At 62.7% G+C, this 17764-nt stretch carries 12 protein-coding genes and 2 pseudogenes; 9 read left to right on the plus strand and 5 right to left on the minus strand.

From position 1 onward, the window contains the following. Nucleotides 1-32: 32 nt before the first annotated feature. On the minus strand, nucleotides 33-4037 hold the full coding sequence (gene mobQ / locus DYI37_RS19080; protein ID WP_116684871.1) for a MobQ family relaxase: 4005 nt from the start codon (nucleotides 4035-4037) through the stop codon (nucleotides 33-35). A 206-nt stretch (nucleotides 4038-4243) separates the two neighbouring features. Here mobQ and DYI37_RS19085 point away from each other — a divergent pair. The 4 genes and pseudogenes from DYI37_RS19085 to DYI37_RS20075 all read left to right on the plus strand — a co-directional run. Continuing rightward, nucleotides 4244-4540: pseudogene (locus DYI37_RS19085) on the plus strand (mobilization protein); the annotation flags it as partial. 278 nt (nucleotides 4541-4818) lie between these two features. Further along, nucleotides 4819-6469, plus strand: a pseudogene (locus DYI37_RS19090) (type IV secretory system conjugative DNA transfer family protein). 197 nt (nucleotides 6470-6666) lie between these two features. Next, nucleotides 6667-7245, plus strand: coding sequence for a fasciclin domain-containing protein (locus tag DYI37_RS19095; RefSeq protein ID WP_116684872.1), 579 nt, complete (start codon nucleotides 6667-6669; stop codon nucleotides 7243-7245). A gap of 208 nt (nucleotides 7246-7453) precedes the next feature. Continuing rightward, a complete protein-coding gene (locus DYI37_RS20075) occupies nucleotides 7454-7627 on the plus strand; it encodes a hypothetical protein (protein WP_158555228.1) in 174 nt (57 codons plus the stop codon). Here DYI37_RS20075 and DYI37_RS19840 read toward each other — a convergent pair. Next, on the minus strand, nucleotides 7611-7829 hold the full coding sequence (locus DYI37_RS19840; protein WP_147307958.1) for a hypothetical protein: 219 nt from the start codon (nucleotides 7827-7829) through the stop codon (nucleotides 7611-7613). The genes DYI37_RS20075 and DYI37_RS19840 overlap by 17 nt on opposite strands. A 791-nt stretch (nucleotides 7830-8620) precedes the next feature. Further along, a complete protein-coding gene (locus DYI37_RS20380; protein WP_245414008.1) occupies nucleotides 8621-8962 on the minus strand; it encodes a hypothetical protein in 342 nt (113 codons plus the stop codon). A gap of 1231 nt (nucleotides 8963-10193) precedes the next feature. Here DYI37_RS20380 and DYI37_RS19110 point away from each other — a divergent pair. After that, nucleotides 10194-10874, plus strand: coding sequence for a ParA family protein (locus DYI37_RS19110; RefSeq protein ID WP_116684874.1), 681 nt, complete (start codon nucleotides 10194-10196; stop codon nucleotides 10872-10874). Beyond that, entirely contained in the window at nucleotides 10874-11191 is a 318-nt protein-coding gene (locus tag DYI37_RS19115) for a hypothetical protein (RefSeq protein WP_116684875.1), read from the plus strand. Before DYI37_RS19110 ends, DYI37_RS19115 begins: the two co-directional genes overlap by 1 nt. Before the next feature lie 84 nt (nucleotides 11192-11275). On the opposite strand, the gene DYI37_RS19120 is transcribed toward DYI37_RS19115, so the two are convergent. Beyond that, nucleotides 11276-13045, minus strand: a complete 1770-nt coding sequence (locus DYI37_RS19120; protein WP_116684876.1) for an SLC13 family permease — start codon at nucleotides 13043-13045, stop codon at nucleotides 11276-11278. A gap of 281 nt (nucleotides 13046-13326) precedes the next feature. Here DYI37_RS19120 and DYI37_RS19125 point away from each other — a divergent pair, with 281 nt between their 5' ends. After that, nucleotides 13327-13962, plus strand: a complete 636-nt coding sequence (locus DYI37_RS19125) for a hypothetical protein (RefSeq protein WP_116684877.1) — start codon at nucleotides 13327-13329, stop codon at nucleotides 13960-13962. Here DYI37_RS19125 and DYI37_RS19130 read toward each other — a convergent pair. Then, a complete protein-coding gene (locus DYI37_RS19130; RefSeq protein ID WP_245414009.1) occupies nucleotides 13940-14350 on the minus strand; it encodes a CBS domain-containing protein in 411 nt (136 codons plus the stop codon). The two genes, DYI37_RS19125 and DYI37_RS19130, sit on opposite strands and share 23 nt — an antisense overlap. A 151-nt stretch (nucleotides 14351-14501) precedes the next feature. Here DYI37_RS19130 and glgX point away from each other — a divergent pair, with 151 nt between their 5' ends. Both glgX and DYI37_RS19140 read left to right on the plus strand, forming a co-directional pair. After that, a complete protein-coding gene (gene glgX / locus DYI37_RS19135) occupies nucleotides 14502-16754 on the plus strand; it encodes a glycogen debranching protein GlgX (protein ID WP_116684878.1) in 2253 nt (750 codons plus the stop codon). Nucleotides 16755-17020: 266 nt separating this feature from the next. Then, nucleotides 17021-17764: AI-2E family transporter (locus DYI37_RS19140; RefSeq protein WP_116684879.1), on the plus strand; the 744-nt coding region annotated here is incomplete at its 3' end.

Raw genomic sequence — 17764 nt, forward strand, 5'->3', positions numbered from 1 at the left:
TCGAAGATAGCTGTTTTCAGAAGTGTCCGGATTTATCGATGGACGCCACGGGTGTGGCCGCGTTCCTGGAGCTTCTCTTCGACGCGCTCCGTGATCGTCTCGCCGTAATGGCCCGGTCCGATGCCGAGCTCGTCGGCGCGTTCGCGAACGAGCGCCTCGGCCTGAGGGTCACGCTCGAGCTTTTCCGCCATGTCGCGCATTTCGGTTTCGATAACCTCGCGCTTATCACGGACGTCGAAACCGTAACCGAGCTGGTCGCGCCGTGCATCGAGCTTCCGCCACTGGTCGACGAACCGATCGGCACGTACCTCAGGGTTTGCCTGGTTGACGCGTTCGCGCTGGATGCCCTCGGCTAGTTTCACAATGCGGGCAGCACCTGTCAGCTCATGCACGGCTCGGGCGGTTTCCCTGTCGTGCGAGATCGCCGAGACGAGACGGTCGCAATCGCCCGGCCGATAGCTGTCGATTGCGGCACCGGCTTTCGTGAGAGCCTGCTTCTGGCCTTCGAGGACAGGACGACCTTCACGTCGCATCTGGTCGAAGGAGAGATAGGCGCGGGCAAACCGCTCGAGGGACTGCTCGTAGCCGCTGCGTCCGATAGGCTGCTCAATTCGCTTATCAGACCGCTCAGCGAGCCGCTCGACCAGCCGGTCCGTCTCGCGACTGTTCGACCGGTCGACGTCCGGTTTCGGCTCTTCAGGAACTTGCGTACTCGCACCGCGATCCATCCTGAGCTTCAGACCGTTGAACATCCCGCGTCTCGGCTTGGGGTTCTCCTCCCCCGATCGCTGCAGCTCTTGCCGATCCATCTGCATGCCGGGCTTGGCGGCGTTCTCCTGCTTCCCGGATCCAAATGCACGGATCGCCGCCTTCACCCGGTCCGACCGGCTCAGCGACTTGCCGAACCGCCCCTCATCGCGTGACGGCATCCGATCGTCTGGGCGGCCTTCGGTTCGATGGTGCTCCTCTGCAGGCCTCAGCCGCGGCCGCGTCGCGCTGCGTAGTTGTCGCTCGCTCTCGCCGCCTGTCTGATGATCTCTCTCGCTGTGAACCGCCTGGTCGCGATCGGCGGCGTGGCTCGCCGCGATCCCGCGTCGGTCCGCGAAGTCGCGGATGTAGTCGACCGCCATCTCCTTGAGGCTCGACCGGCTGAGGCGGGTCTCGAGCTGGCGGTAGGCGAGATCATCGCCCGAGAGAACCGACCAGCGTCCGCGCTCGGCCGTCTGGCCGCCCGGCATGCGAACGCTCTCGAACCCGGTCTGTGCAAGAGCGATCCGATCACCTGCCTTCGGGTCCGCCTCACCCATGGCCCGCCCGAGATCCGCACCCCAGACCGTACGCCGTTCGCCCTTCGCTGTCTCGAGCGTCACGAAGTGAGAGCTCCGATTGCCCGGCTCATGCCGGTACGGAGCAGTCCCGTGCTGGACGAGCCGTCCGACCGTCATGGATCGATCGTCGCCCGGCTCGGTGTCGGGTCCTGCCTCGATCGTCGGTCGGACGCTCTCGAATGCATCGCGCCCGGCATAGAGGCCGACACCGTCGCGATGCCGGGTCATCGCCACATAGGTCAGATGCCGGTCCATGGTGGACGAGGCAAGGACGAAGGCCCGGTCGACCGTTGCCCCTTGCGTCTTGTGGATCGTCGTAGCGTAGCCGTGGTCGAAGGCCGTATAGCAGTCGCTCGAGACGCTGATCGCCTCGTCCCGGCCGTCGATCCGTGCCTCGAGCCTTGGACCGGAACCGGGGCTCCCCTCCCCAACGGTCTCGACCGTGCCGAGCATGCCGTTCTTCACGCCGAGATCGCGGTCGTTTTCCAGGAACACGATCCGATCGCCCACCGCAAAGGCGCGCGGTCCGTCGTTCGTTTCGAACGTCACTTCGCCAGGCGCCTCTTGCCCTTCGGCATGGATCACTCGGCTTTCGGCATTCGCCTCTCGGCTTTCGGCAGCTGTCGTCTGCCTTTCGGCATTCGCCACTCGCCCGGCGGCAGTCTCATTTTGCCATTCGCCTTTTGCGCTTTCGCCGCCCGGCAGCTCGCCGCGCTCCTGAAGGCCCGAGCGGATCGCGGCGTTCAGCGCCTTCACGTCGGCCCGGCGATGCGCCATCGCGACCCGCGTACCGTTGGGCCGCGCGACGCGATCGGCAAGATAGTCGGAGACCATCCGGGAGCGCGCAGCTTCGCCGGTGCCCTCGATTTGGATCGAACCATTCTCGCGATAGGCGGTAAGCGCATCGCCCGTGCGCTGCTGACCGAAGGCGATCGAGGCGTCCCGCTGCCAACCCTCACGCTGCCGGCGGACCTCCTGTAGCCCGACCTGACCGGCGATCTCGCCGGCAAGACGGAAGGGCGAGCCTGCACCGATGGCGGCAAGCTGCTCGCCGTCACCGACAGCGACGATCTTGGCGCCGCGTGCCTCGACCTCGCTCACCATCCGCTGGAACTGGCGACTGCCGACCATCCCGGCTTCGTCGACGACGAGGACATCACCCTTGCCGAGACTGTTCGGACCCGATCTATGAGAACGAGGCGCGTTCGGGCCACCGGCGGTCGACCGTGATGTATCCAGACCGGAGTAGCCAGCCGAAGATCCGCCGACACCCTGCGATCCCGCACCGGCTGCGCCACGCTCCTTCTGCCAACTGTACTCCCAGGACGCGATCGTCCGGCTCTTGATGCCGGAGGATTCCTCAAGGCCTTCGGCGGCCTTGCCGGCGAGCGCTGCACCATGGACGCGGTAGCCCTGCGCTTCCCAGGCCTCGCGCGCCGCCGACAGCATGGTCGACTTGCCGGCGCCGGCAAAGCCGACGACCACCGCGATCCGCTCCGGCCCGATGACATGCTCGATCGCCGTTCGCTGCTCGGCCGACAAACCCGCCGCTTCGATCGAACGCGCCTGATCGCTTTGGCTCATCGTACCGTCGGCAACGTGGGCCTCCGTCTCGCCCCTGACCGCGGTCCGGATCGCCTTGTCCTGTCTGGCAATCGCTTGAGCGACATGGCGGCTGCCGACCCGATGATCGGTCGTCTCTGAAAGCGCCTCGATCGACCGCGTCATCTTCGTCTCGAGTTCAACGGTCTCCCTCGTCGAATAGCGCGCCGGGCTGTCCTCGTTCTCCGCCTGCAGCTCGACGAGCGCCGGCGATGCCATGACGGAGGCGAACGCGTTCTGGAAGTTCTGCGCATCGCCATCGATGTAGCGATGCAGCGTCCGCGCGATGTCGTGCCGGTCGAAGACGCTCTTCTCGCCGGCAATGATCGTCAGGACCTCTTCCGGTCTCTCGCGAATGATGTCGCGGTTCCGTTGTGCGGCCTCTGCATCCATCCTTGCTCGTGAGACACCGAGACCGCGCCGGTCCATCTGCGAAGCATGGACACCCATATGCTCGGTCGGTTCGATCGATAGACCCCGTTCGGAATGCGAGCGATGATCGATCGTGATGTCATGGCCAGCTCTGGCCAGATGCTCGTTCGCATGCCGCTCCCAGGCCTGACGGATCTCGCGCAGCTGCATCTGCGAGGTCGGACGATCGCGGGAAAGGAGCCACTTGTTCTCCCGCTCCATGTCCGTCTTCTCGCTAAGCCCGTCCGGTCCGACAGACCGCGTCGTCATCATCAGGTGCGCGTGATGGTTCCGGACGTCGACATCGCCATGCGGTTCGTGGATCGCGCAATCGACCGCCGTTCCATAGCGGTTGGCGAGATCGGCAGCGAAGGATCGTGTCAGATCAATCCGCTGATCGGCATCGAGCTCATGCGGCAGCGCGATCTCGAACTCGCGGGCGACACGGGCATCCTTGCGGTTCTCCGCGGCCTCGGCCGCATTCCACAGAGCCGATCGGTCGAAAGCCCAGTCGGCATCGGCGCCATCGGGCAGGACGATTTCCGCATGGGCGATGCCCTGCTTGCGGGTGAAGTCGTGAGTGAGGCCATCGCGCTGGTTCGTCAGCCTCTCGCCCGTCCGGTAGGCGGCGGCTGCGACGGCGCTGCGTCCGCCTGAACGCGCGATCGGCTTCATGCTGGCGTGATAGATGGCCAAGGGCGATCTGTCTCCGCGCGTTTCGGCTTGCCGCGCACTGAGTTGCCCCGCAACTCGTAAGTGCGCCCTTGTCACGCTCCTCGCTACGCTCGATCGGCAACGGTATCAACCCAAAATCTCCCACCTTAGATAAAAGGCGGGTTGGCACAGCCGCTCGCTCTGATAGAAGGCCCGCCGCAACGCGAACGGCGACTTACGGGGCAGCAATGGCACGCAAGACGATCGAGCAGCGGCTCGCCCAGCTCGAAGAACAGAAGAAGAGCCTGAAGGCACGGCTCGGCAAGCAGGAACGAGCAAGGGATACACGGCGCAAGGTTCTTCTCGGCGCGCTCGTCCTTCACCGGTTGGAGGACGAGCAGAACAGGGATGGCGGCGAGTTCGCGCGGCGACTGCACGACTGGTTGAAACGGGAACTACCTGGGTTCCTCACCCGCGATGCCGACATGGCGCTGTTTGACGACATTCTGGGTAAAGCGGCACCGTCTGGATCGGCTGCACAGACGGCCGCATCCGGATCGGACGGATCACCGCTGCAGAACGGTGACGGCGATCGCGTGAACGGCGGTGGTCAGGGCTACGCTGCAAACCCTGCTGCGGATGCCAATGCTGGTGACATGACGAATGGCTCAAACGACGCTTCGTCCGATACCGATCGAAACGATCGTATCGATGGGGACCGCCCCTCCGGGAATGAGGACGACACCGAGAATGCTGCCGGCTCCAGTCGTTCCGAACGTCGCCGGGGACTTCTGACTGGCGGGTATAATCAGGACACTGACCGATGAGTGAGATCCGGCTCGCCTGGGGTGCTTTGAAGAACATGCTGACAAAGGCCGCGCGCGATCCCGTCTGGGCGATCGTCGCGCTCGGCTTCGCCCCGTTCCGCGTCTACGGTCCCCTTCTTGGCTATGGCATTGTCATCATAGCCATCGCGACCGTCCTCGGTGTCGGCGGCTTCTTCGCGCTGGTCCAGCTGGATGTCATGCAGTACCTGGTCGTCCAGCTTCTTTGGATGGTGGTTGTTCTCGGGACAGCGACCGTCGTCACGTTCCGCTTCCTCGCTTACCCGCTGATCCAGCACTTCGGCGGTCCGGACAGCGATACCCACGGCTCGGCCCGCTTTGCGACACTGAGGGAGATGAAGCCGCTGACGCGCGACGCGGACGGCCTGATGATCGGCCGTCATCCGAAGTCGAATGCGATCCTGCGCTATGACGGACCGGCCCATCTCATGACCATGGCACCGACGCGATCCGGCAAGGGTGTCGGCACGATCATTCCGAACCTCCTTACCGCGGAACGGTCCGTCGTCTGCATCGATCCGAAGGGCGAGAACGCGACCGTCACCGCGCGGGCTCGGCAGGCGTTCGGGCCGGTCCACATCCTCAACCCGTTCTCCGTCACGGGCGAGGCGTCGTCATCCTTCAATCCGCTCGACCGGCTCGACCCGGACAGTCTCGATATTGCGGAGGATGCGACGACGCTCGCCGAAGCGCTTGTTGTCGACGAGCCGAACGCAGTCGGCGAGGCGCACTGGAGCGAGGAGGCGAAAGCGCTCATCGCGGGCATGATCCTGCACATCGTCACCTATGAGACCCGCGACCGGCGCACGCTCTCGACCCTGCGCGAGTATCTGACGCTTGCGCCGCGCGACTTCGCTGCTCTTCTCGCCGACATGCAGGCCTCGAACGGTGCCGGCGGGCTCGTCGCCCGGGCTGCCAACCGGCATCTCGGCAAGTCCGACAGTCATGTCGGCCGCCCAGCGCCATACCCACTTCCTCGACAGTCCGCGCATGACCGCGGTCCTTCGATCATCGGAGTTCCGGTTTGCCGATCTGAAGCGGCGCAACGCCACCGTCTTCCTCGTCCTGCCGCCCGATCGGCTCGCAGCCTATGCGCGCTGGCTTCGTCTCATCGTCTCGCAAAGCCTCACCGACATGGCGCGCGATCCGGCCAAACCCGAAACGCCCGTCCTCTATCTCCTCGACGAGTTCGCCGCCTTGGGTCATCTCGCGCCTGTCGAACAGGCGATGGGTCTCATGGCCGGCTACGGCGTCCAGCTCTGGCCGATCCTGCAGGACGTCCATCAGCTGCGTACGACCTACGGCCAGAAGGCCGGGACCTTTCTGTCGAATGCCGGCCTTCTCCAAGTCTTCGGCGTCAACGATCATGAGAGCGCCCGGCTTCTCTCCGATCTCCTCGGCGAGGAAACCGTCGTGTTCCAGACCATGGGCCGCGCGCTCGATGCCGAGAAGTCCGGGATCTCCTACAGCGAGCAGCATGTCGGCCGGTCTCTCCTCACTCCCGACGAGGTCCGCAACCTGCCGCAGACCGCCGAGCTCCTGTTCCTTGCCGGGCAGCGGCCGATCGTGGCGCGGAAGCTCGCCTACTACGCCGATCGCGAGTTCGAAGGGCTGTATGAGGCGGCGTGATCCGTCCAACTTTCAGCTGAAACTGAAGACGTTTCGAGTCCCCCCACCAAGACAGATAGCGAATGAATCGCCTCGATCAGCGCCCAAACCGTTATCGCCACGTCAAACTGCACGATTTGAAGCATTCTCGGTTTACAGTCGTAGCTTCTCCTGAACGTCGTGCTTGATGCGACGATGGAAACCCAGGAGAAACGACAATGATCAAGACATTCCTTCGCACGCTGGCAGCTTCTGCCCTCATCGTAACGGCAAGCGCCGGTGCGACCATGGCACAGGACGCGGCGATGTCCAACGAAATGCCGATGGTCGGCGGCGCACCGATGGATCCGCAGAAGACGATTCCGGAGAACGCATCGCAAGCCGACAATCTGACGACGCTCGTCGCAGCTGTCAAAGCCGCGGGTCTCGTCGAGACGCTCTCCGGCGAAGGACCCTTCACGGTCTTCGCACCAACCAACGCCGCCTTCGAGAAGCTTCCGGCGGGCACCGTCGAGACACTGCTCAAGCCGGAAAACAAGGATCAGCTGACGAAGATCCTGACCTATCACGTGGTCCCGGCTGAGGCGACCTCGGCGGCAGCGATGCAGATGATCTCGGACGATGGCGGTGAGCACAACGTCACGACGGTCGAAGGCGGGACGATCACGTTGAAAATGGACGGCGACAAGCTTGTCATCATCGACGAAAGCGGTGGCGGCGCCACGGTCACCCAGGCCGATGTCATGCAGTCGAACGGCGTCGTGCACGTCATTGATACGGTTCTGATGCCAAAGTAAGGCTGCTGCTCCGTATAAATATGCTCGACGAAAGGCGCAGCATCCCCTGCGCCTTTCGCACTGCTGCGTAAGAGGGCCTTTTATCGAACCCATAGATGCGTCATGGCGTTCGCCATATTACGCCAATCCTCTACTGTGGTAGGGGATTGGCGTAATATGATTTCTACGTCCGGACAGGCTAACGAACTCGAACGGCGATGATTGTGGAATGAGCGAATTTGCAAAAGTCTTCGCCGACGCGGCAGTGCGGAACCGGGTTCGCGAGATTATGGATGACCGCCCGTGCTTCAGGATTGAAAACGGCGTTCCAGAGTCGTTTCAGTCGAAACTCGACGAACTGGATCGCGTAGTCGCCGAAAAGGCGATCAGGAAGCAGCCCTAGGCGTTGCACCGAGTAAGATCGGGATGTTTCGCCTGGAAGCTTCTCGAATGAGTCTGCGCTCGATGAGCGCGCGTGCAGCTTCGCCAAGCTCTTTATGGCGGTCGACGATCCGGTCTGTCGCATCTTTGAGGGGAAGAGCCATTCCGCCTTCGCCGATCTGATCGATCTCGCTCCGGATATCGTCCTCCAGAAAATCTCGCATCCTTGCCTCCCTTCGCCTCTCAAAGCCGAATGAGCCATAGATATAATCATCAAGAGCTTTTGCAGATACGTCGCACATACAGCATAAGCGAATGATTTCAGCTGCCTTCACTATCGAAACTCGAAAGAGCCATCGATCGGGACCGTCTGACGATAAGCGATTGGCGCTCGAGCCAGAGCCAGTCCGGACATCGAAGCCACGCGCGGCTCAGAAGCGGCGTCAGGCAGTCGAACAGGCCGAAGAGACGACCGAACAGAGAGAGCTGAAGGAGAAGGTGGATGCAGCGGCGCGATCCGGCCGGATCCTCGCCGAGCGCTCGACCCCTGACGAGACCACGCGTGAGCAGGACGTGTCCAGTCGGGCCCCGTCGAGCCTAATGACAAGCCGGTGCGCCAGCCGTCACGTCGGTATCGCAAGAAGCAACCGGTTCGTTTCATTGATCCAGCTGAATATGAAGATCGAACGGAAGCACCGACATCGGTCCGGACGCCACGAATGTCCGAGCCGGTGGCCGAGAAGGAAAAGCCTTTCCGCACACAGCCGACGACAGTGGACCGGTCGGACACCAATGCTAGTCCAATCAATTACCGGACCCGGCGGGCCTGGCGAACGGGCGGGGTTGCTCTGGGCGATCGTTGGAAGGTCCGATCCGGCGTGTTGCGGCTTACAAACAGGCGTCGAGAGGCGGGCGACTGAGCGCCATCCCGGATATCGACATTGAAACCCCAGCGGCATCGTCGAAATGCCTGCTGACAGCCTTCTTTATGATCTGACGGAGCCGCGATCGGCCGTCAGTCGGGCGGTCTGAACCCCGCCTCTCTTACATCTCCTCGGCCATTTAAAACCGAAAGAGAATGATTTTTTGAGGTTTGGTTTCTGGATGACAGAAGTGTCACCCCTTGTTTCCCGGAGGTCAGGACGCCCTTGAACGGCTCGAACACCGCAGCCGGCGTTTCGGCGAGCCACCGGGCAAGCCCCCTCGCCTCCTCGAAGAACGGCATGACCTTCTCGGTGAGCGTCACCTGGAGGCCGAGATGAAGACCGCGGTGGTTACGTTGGATCGAGAGTTCGATGTAGCCGAAACGAACGAGATCGATCAGGTAGCGGCGGATCGTGCGCGTCGAGCGGGCCATGATGTTCCCGGCCGTGCCCTTGGTGATTGTCGTTTCGCGGCCCTTGCCGCAGCGCGCGCGTAAAACCTGGAGGAATGCCTTGGCGTTCGGCGTCAGGCGATCGTCGCGGGCAGCCGTCGTTGCCATCGGCTGGGCATACTGACGGCTGTCGTTCGGGACCGGTCGTTGATGGCGCGGCCGTGCGACAGGCGGGCGCGCAACGCCCTTCCCGCTCTTGCCATCATCCGCTGACCGCGTCGCAACGGCGCCGACGGCGGCGGATCGGCGCTGTGCCTCGGCAAACGAGATCAGTCCGGCCTGCTGGTCGCGCCAGATCGCCGCTCTTGCTTCGAAAGAGGGAGCGGGCACAGATTCGCCCTCGCCCGATCCGAACAGATCAAGCGCTCCCGTTCGCGCAGCCATAGGCGCGCGCCATTGTTTGTCCGTCATCGGGTCTTCCTTGCGCGAGGCAAAGCAGGTCCGTGGCGGGAAACCGCGTTTTCAGTTGACGATGTCAGCGGAGGAGGCTAAGTCTGAGGGTAACCACACCTTTTCAGACGAAGGCTCCGGCGGCTCCCGCTTCGGGGCCTTTTTCTTTGCCTATGGCTTCTCCGTATTCTTGAAAATCATCGGCGTTAGCGAGCACCTTCTTTCAGGACTTCAGCGTCAGCTGGAGTGAAGCTATCGAGATCTGCCTTAGCGAGGACGAGGCGTACCGCATCCGATCTTGAAGACAGACCAAGTCGTATCTTCAGTCTGTCTAGGAGTTCAATCTCTGTTTTATGGAGCATGGTCTCCGTTGTCCGCATACCGAGGGCACGCCGACGAACGCGATGCTGTGTCGAAGAGACCTGAGACATTCAATTACCCGATTCTGCGATACTCCTAGGAAGAGAGTACGCGAGTCTTTCCTAGGAAGCCATGCCTGGCAACGGATACAGTGGTCAGGTTGACGCAAGGATTTCAGGTCGGCGTCATCAGCTACGCTGGGATACTCCGACGGATCGCCCCAACCGATCGATACCTTGATCCCTTTTGTAAGAACGCCTGATCACGGCTCATCAACCCGAGGTTCGAGGATAGAATGCAACGATATTTCTGATCGCTATGTGCAATCAATCTGATTGCATGATATATGATTGCTATCAGATTGCTTTCTAAATGATCTATGAGAGCATGCTATCTGAACGCTCTCATCAAGCCTTCCTCAAGCTTTCGAGTTTATCGATGAGACGAACACGAGGAGATTGAGATGCCGATCGTATGCGCTGCAAACCCGAAAGGTGGGGCAGGGAAGTCCACGACAATCCTTACGTTGGCTTCAACCATCGCTGACCAGGGCGGAGACGTTACGATCATCGATGCAGATCCCAACAAGCCAATAACCGATTGGCGAACCGGCACTTCAAAGGCCTCGATCAGCGTCTATGCAGACGTCAGCGAGAGCAATATTGGAACCTTAATAAAGAGAGCCTCCAACGAGTCCCAGTTCGTATTTATCGATCTCGAAGGGACCGCCAGCCGCATGACGTCACGCGCCATCATGCGAGCTGATCTCACGATAATACCTCTTGGAGGCAGTGCACTCGAGGCAAAGCAGGCTGCTAGAGCAGTCGCCCTCGTTCACGAAAGTGGAGAAGATGCTGGCAGGGACTTGCCATTCGTCCTCAGCTTCAATCGGACAAGCCCACCGCCTTTCACCACGAAAATCGAGAGGGAGATTGCTCACCAAATGCGGGCAAATGGGATGCCTCTGCTTTCAAGTCATCTTCACCAGCGTCAGGCATTTAATGCCATGTTCATGGAGAAACTGAGCCTCTTCGAGCTCGATGCTGCCAAGATCAGCAATCTGCAAGGAGCGATAGACAACGCCGTCGCCTACACTGAAGAGGTTCTCGCGGCACTTCGAAAGATCACGCGGGAGGCTGCATAATGGCAAACGATCTTGGGTTTGGGCAAAAGACGCGATCGAAGCTCGATATCACGACCGGCTTCGAGAAGTCGCGGAAGGTTGTCACCGACGATCAGGATCTCGACGAAGCTGCTGACCGAGCATCTCAAAAAAGTGGGTTTGAAAGTCGCGAACCGACAGAACGTGTAAAGCGCATCCGGAAATCAAAAGAACCGAGTGATCACGTGTATGTCCGCGCGCCGATCAGCGCCATAAATCGCTTTAAAGCTATGTGTAATGATACTGGCGAATCTTATGGCGAAGCCCTAACCCGTCTCATGAAGTCTTCCGGATATTGAGGCGGCATAAAAGCCATTATAGAACGGCCAAAATAGGTGTTCTCTACTTTCCTAACGCAAGTACAATGCCAGCCGAGTTCGTTTTCACGACAGAGGCCAAACGACACTGATTAGCGGAACGCCGACGACGACGACGATGATAGAGAGAGGCAAGCCCAGACGCCAGTAATCGCCGAACCGGTAGCCTCCCGGGCCCATGACGATCGTGTTGCACTGGTGTCCGATCGGGGTGAGGAAGTCGCAGGCCGCGCCGAGGGCGACACCCATCAGGAACGGGTCGGGATTGAGGCCGAGATCGATCGCGATCCGCCCTGCGATCGGCGCGAGCATCAGAACGGTCGCGGCATTGTTGAGGAATGGCGTCACCGCCATGCCGACGATCACGACGACCGCGAGGGCGGCGATGGGCGGAACGGTGGCGAGGAACGGCGAGAGCGCATCGGCGATGAGGGTGGTTCCTCCCGTCGTTTCGATCGCCTCGGAAAGGGGGATCAGAGCCGCGAGGAGAACGATCACCGATGCCTCGACGGAGTGATAGGCCTCGTTCATCGACATGACCCGAAGAAGGAGGAGAACGACGGCCGCCCCGAAGAAGGCTCCGGCAGCGTTGACGACGCCGAAGGCGGTCAAGAGCATAGCGAGGGCGAGCACCGCGATCGGCACGACGCCGCGCCGGTTGCGGCCGAGCACGATCTGCCGTTCGGCGAGCGGAAGGATCTTCAGGTTGGCGAGCGTTTCTGGAACGCTCTCGGCGGTGCCCTTCAGGACGAGGACGTCGCCCGACTTGACCCTGACGCGCGCGAAGCGTCGGCCGATCGTCTCGCCGTTCCGGCTAACGGCGAGGACAGAGGTCTGCGTGTCGGACGCCCCGAGGCAATCCGCGACCGTTCGCCCGATAGCCGGCGAATGGGCTGTGACGACGGCCTCGACGATGCTTTCGGTCTCCACATTAGCGGCGGGCGATGCCTCTTCACCGAAGAGGTCGAGCCCCGCGCGCGCAACGATCCGCGCGAGAGCCTCGGGATCGCCCTGGATGATCAGGATGTCGCCGTCGGCGAGGCGGAAGACGGGCGCTGGGTGATAGCGCCGAAACCGCTCGCGGATGACGATCTGGATCTTCGCTTCGTCGTCGGCGAGCGCTTCGATCTCGCTTACGGTCTTGCCCGCCGCGGCCGAGCCCTCGCCGATGCGGGCTTCTGCGGTGTAATCGCTCATCGAGAAAGCGTCGCCGAGCGAGCCGCCGGGCTTTCGCTGCGGCAGGAGGCGCGATCCGAGCGACAGAAAGACGAAGCCCGCAGCGGCGATGCCGAGGCCGACTGGCGCGTAGTCGAACATGCGGAACGGCTCGCCGACGATGTCGTCGCGGATCTTCGAGACGATGATGTTGGGCGACGTGCCAACGAGCGTCACCAGTCCCCCGATCAGGGATGCGAAGGACATCGGCATCAGGAGCCGGGACACGGACGTGCCGGTACGACGCGCCGTCTGCGCCACGATCGGCATGAAGATCGCCAGCGCACCGATGTTCTTCGTGACCATGGACATCAGAAGGACGGCGCCGACGAAGATCGGAACCTGGGATCGTTCGCTCTTCATCGCGGGCACGAGAGGCCGCATCAGATCCTCCACGAAACCCGACTGGGCGATCGCCTTGGAGATGATCAGCGCGGCGGCGACGATGACGACGACGTCGTCGGCAAAGCCCGAGAAAGCCTGGTTCAGCGGGACGATACCCGCGACGACGCCGGTGAAGAGCGCCCCGAGCGCCACGAGATCGTAGGGCAAGCGCCCCCAGACAAAGGCGGCCACGGTGAAGAAGAGGATGGAGAACGCGAGGGCCTGATCGAGAGTCATGGGCGGAGCGATATCCTGAAAGGCCGTGCTTCAGACGTTGAATAGCGCCCTTCGGTCGATCGTCCATCGCGCTCGCCATTTGCCGCGCCGCCGTGGCCGAAATGCCGTGTCCTGCCGGGAGCGAACCCTTTCGCGCCGCCGCCCGCATGGTCGGATCGTCCCCTGGGCAGGGAGTGGGACAGCGTCATCTTCTGCGCCCTTGACGGCAGCGGACACCGAACGACTTCTCAGTCCCGAAGCGAGCGCTCTGTCGCGCATGCGGGACATCGAGGAACGCGCCGGTGAAGGTGGTCGAATGGTTGCTGAACTACGGTGCGCGCCAGCGCGGACCGCGCGACGGAACGGCGCCCGCACTGGAGATGCAATCGCAGGGTCTTCCGCCAGTTTCCGGGCCCGTCGAGGCGAATGCCACGCTCCGTGAGCGGTTACGCTTCGAAAGCCTCGATTTGCCGATGGCGCGGGTGAGGCGTGAGCAGCTGGATCGCAAGCTCGCCGAGAAGGTGCTCGGAGCCTACCTCTCCAACCGTGTTCAGACGGCAAGCCCCCTGACCGTCAATTTCAGCGTGCTGGACGATGCGCAGGCCTCGCTGCTTCTCGAGACGGCGGTCCATGCCGTTCAGGCGGCGGGCCGGACCAACGCGCTCGACGACGCCGCGATTCTCGAGCGTCTCTACCGCTTCAAGACCGGCGCGCGCGAAGTCGCTCTTCTTTCCGATGCCGAGCGCTCGCTGCGCCCGTTGGCGCAACTCGCCCCCGATCTCCTTTCCGCTAACCTTGCCGGGCGGGCCTATGCGATCGCGGCCTCGCTCCTGTTTCGGCGCGACGACGTGTCGTCGCTCTTCCTCGCCTATCTCGGCGCACGGCTGGGGCTCGGCGACGACGAGGCCCGGCTGATCAGGCGGCGCTATCGGAACTGATTTCGGTGAGGGCGTTCTGAAGGCTGCCGCTGCCGAGAAGAAGCCGGCGTGACAGGTCGGCGAGCGTGATCCAACCGACGATGGGGCCATCCGGCGAACGCACGGCAAGGCGCCGCACATGCTGCGCCGCCATAATGGCGAGAGCCGTGTCGAGATTGTCGTCCGGGTCGCATTCGAGCAACGGCGCGGACATGATGTCGCGGGCGAGAACGCTTGAAGGCTCGAGCCCCCGCGCCACGACCCGAAACAGAATGTCGCGGTCGGTGACGATGCCGAGCGGGTTCTCGGCCGTGCCGATCGGTACGGAGCCGACGTCGAGTTCGCCCATCATCTCAGCGAGCGCACGCGCATCGTCTGCGGGATCCGCGAACTCCAAATCGCGGCTCATCACTTGCGAAACCTGCATGGCTGAAAAGCCCGTCCCCTCGCTTCGCATCCGCTCGTTCGTGCAGTGCGAAATGTTTGTTCCGGCGTTCGGAACGTCCGCGCCTGGGCTTAATTATAGGTGATCATCCTCGTCTCTGAAGGGCCTCTCGTCCATGTACGTTCAGTCCAACATCATTGCCTCCGGCGCCGCCGACGCAATCGAGGATACGCATCCACCCATCGAGTCCGGGCGCCCCTATCCGTTGGGCGCGACCTGGGACGGTCTCGGTGTCAATTTCGCGATCTTCTCGTCCAACGCGACGAAGGTCGAGCTCTGCATCTTCGACGATTACGGCAAGACCGAGATCGAGCGGATCGAGCTTCCCGAATACACCAACGAGATCTACCACGGCTATCTGCCGAACGCGCGGCCGGGTCTCACCTACGGCTACCGTGTCCATGGCCCCTACGACCCGGAGAACGGCCATCGCTTCAACCCGAACAAACTCCTGCTCGACCCCTACGCCAAGCAGGTCGTCGGTGAGGTCGAATGGAACGACGCGCTGTTCGGCTACACGATCGGCCATCCCGACAAGGACCTCTCCTATGACGAGCGCGACTCCGCGCCCTTCATGCCGAAATGCAGGGTCGTCGATCCGGCCTTCACCTGGGGCGACGAGCGCCGGCCGAACGTGCCGTGGGAGCGGACGATCTTCTACGAGACCCACGTCAAGGGGTTCACCAAGATCCATCCCGCCGTCAAGGAGAAGGAACAGGGCACCTTCGCGGGTCTGATGAACCGCCGAGTCGTCAACTATCTGCGCTCGCTCGGCGTCACCTCGGTCGAGCTTCTCCCGGTTCATTCCTTCGTCGACGACAGCTATCTCGTCGAGAAGGGGCTGCGGAACTACTGGGGCTACAACTCGCTGAGCTTCTTTGCGCCTGAGCAGCGCTATCTTTCGACGCCCTTCGTCAACGAGTTCAAGGAGATGGTGTCGGCACTCCACCATGCCGGCCTCGAGGTCATCCTCGACGTCGTCTACAACCACACGGCGGAAGGCAACGAACTCGGCCCCACGCTCTCCTTCAAGGGCATCGACAACGCCGCCTATTACCGGCTGCTGCCCGACCAGAAGCGCTACTACATCAACGACACCGGCACCGGAAACACGGTCAACACCTCCCATCCGCGCGTCATGCAGATGGTGCTGGACTCGCTGCGCTATTGGGCGGGCGAGATGCGGGTCGACGGCTTCCGATTCGATCTCGCGACGATTCTCGCGCGCGAGCCCACCGGCTTTTCGGAGGAATCGAGCTTCCTCCATGCCTGCCAGCAGGATCCGCTTCTCAACCAGGTCAAGCTCGTCGCCGAGCCCTGGGACTGCGGTCCGGGCGGCTATCAGGTCGGCCGCTTTCCGCCCGGTTGGGCCGAGTGGAACGACGGCTATCGCGACACGATCCGCTCCTTCTGGCGCGGCGACGGGGGCAAGATTCCGGCGGTCGCCTCGAAGATCACCGCTTCGGCGGACCTCTTCGACAATCGCGGTCGCGCACCATGGTCTTCGGTGAACTTCATCACCGCTCATGACGGTTTCACACTGCACGACCTCGTCTGCTACAACGACAAGCACAACGAGGCGAACGGCGAAGGCAACAAGGACGGCCACAACCACAACCTCTCCAACAATTACGGCGTCGAAGGGCCGACGGACGACGCGGAGATCAACGCCATCCGCTTCCGCCAGCTGCGCAACCTCTTCGCGACCATGCTCTTCTCGCGCGGCACGCCGATGATCCTGGCCGGCGACGAATTCGCAAGAACGCAAGGGGGCAACAACAACGCCTACGCTCAGGACAGCGAGATCGGCTGGGTCGACTGGAACGTCTCAAAGGAAGGCCGCGACCTCTCCGAATTCGTCCAGAAGCTCATCATGCTGCGCCAGGCGCTGCCGATGCTGCGGCGGGGCAACTTCCTCAACGGGCATTACGACGAAGAACTCGGCGTTAAGGACGTCGCCTGGATCACGCCGAGCGGCGAGGACTTCACCGAGGCCCATTGGGCTGACGCCGGCGCCCGCTGCTTCGGTGTCCTTCTCGACGGCCGGGCTCGCTCGACCGGCATCAGGCGTCCGGGAACGGACGCCACCATGCTGATCATGATGAACGCCCACCACGACGTCGTGAACTTCAAGCTGCCGAAGGCGCGCGGCGGGGCGCGCTGGCGGTGCCTGATCGACACCAACCTGCCGGACAGGGAGGAACTGGCGCCGTTCGATTTCGGGACCGACTACCTGATGACGGGCCGCTCTTTCCTCGTCTTCCTTTTGGAGCCGACCGAAGGCGAGGAAAGCGAATTGTCACGGCGGGCGTTCGCGCGCGTCGCGGAAGCTTTCGATAGGGCGGCGAGCGAGCCAGTCGCGTTCTGATCCGGCAGTCGAACCGGAAACGGCTCGTGGCGAAAGCTACGGGCGCGATCTCGGGACGACCCTTGACGGCACCGCCTTCGAGGGTCGTCCGCCATTCCGTCGGGATGGTCCGACGGTGAGGCGGGCGACCGTGCCGACGTCCGTTTTTCTCGCCTGCACCGCCGGAAGGCATGGACTCTCGCCGGTTACGCGCAAGATCGAAGAGGGGCGCCGTCGCGCTCGTCCACGCGCTGGCGTTCAGGGCGCGAGAACCAGGGTCGGACCTCATGGACATCGTCGCATCGCGGTTGCTGAAACAGGCGGTTCCGCTCTTCAGCGCGCTCGCCATCTGTCTCCTGATCCTCGCCGTGTCGACGATCCTCTATTTCGGCCAGGAAATCTTCGTTCCCTTCGCGCTCGGCATCCTCCTGAGCTTCATGCTCGCGCCGATCGTCAACGCTCTTCAGAAGATGCACGTACCGAAGATCGCCGCCGTCGGCATAGCTGTGTTCGGCGCCTTCGTCGCGATCATGGTCCTCGGCTTCGTCATCGTGAGCCAGCTGAGTTCGCTGGCGACCGAGATCCCGCGCTACGCCGGCACCCTCGGCCAGAAGGTCCAGTCGATCGCCGCCGCGGGCGCCAGCGAGAGCGACGGACCGATCGGCAGGGCCGTTTCCGCGATCGAGCGGGTGGCGGCGGACGTTCAAGGCGCCGTCGCCGGCGAGGAGGGAGCGGAGGCGGGCACTGAGGCGCAGAACTCCGGCACCGAGGCCAACCCGATCGCGGTGCGGATCGAGAACCAGTCCGGCCCGCTGTCGACCGCTCTCGCCGTCCTCGGACCAGTCATCGGGCCGATCGGCACGCTCGGCATCGTCATCGTCTTCGCGATCTTCATCCTTCTCCAGCGGGAGGACCTGCGAAACCGGCTGATCCGTCTCGCCGGCACCGACGACCTCCAGCAGACGACGGCTGCGATCGACGATGCCGCGCGGCGGCTCGGCCGCCTGCTCCTGTTCCAGCTGGCGGTGAAT

This window comes from Fulvimarina endophytica, from assembly GCF_003403015.1.
GTDB classification, from domain to species: Bacteria; Pseudomonadota; Alphaproteobacteria; order Rhizobiales; family Rhizobiaceae; genus Fulvimarina; species Fulvimarina endophytica.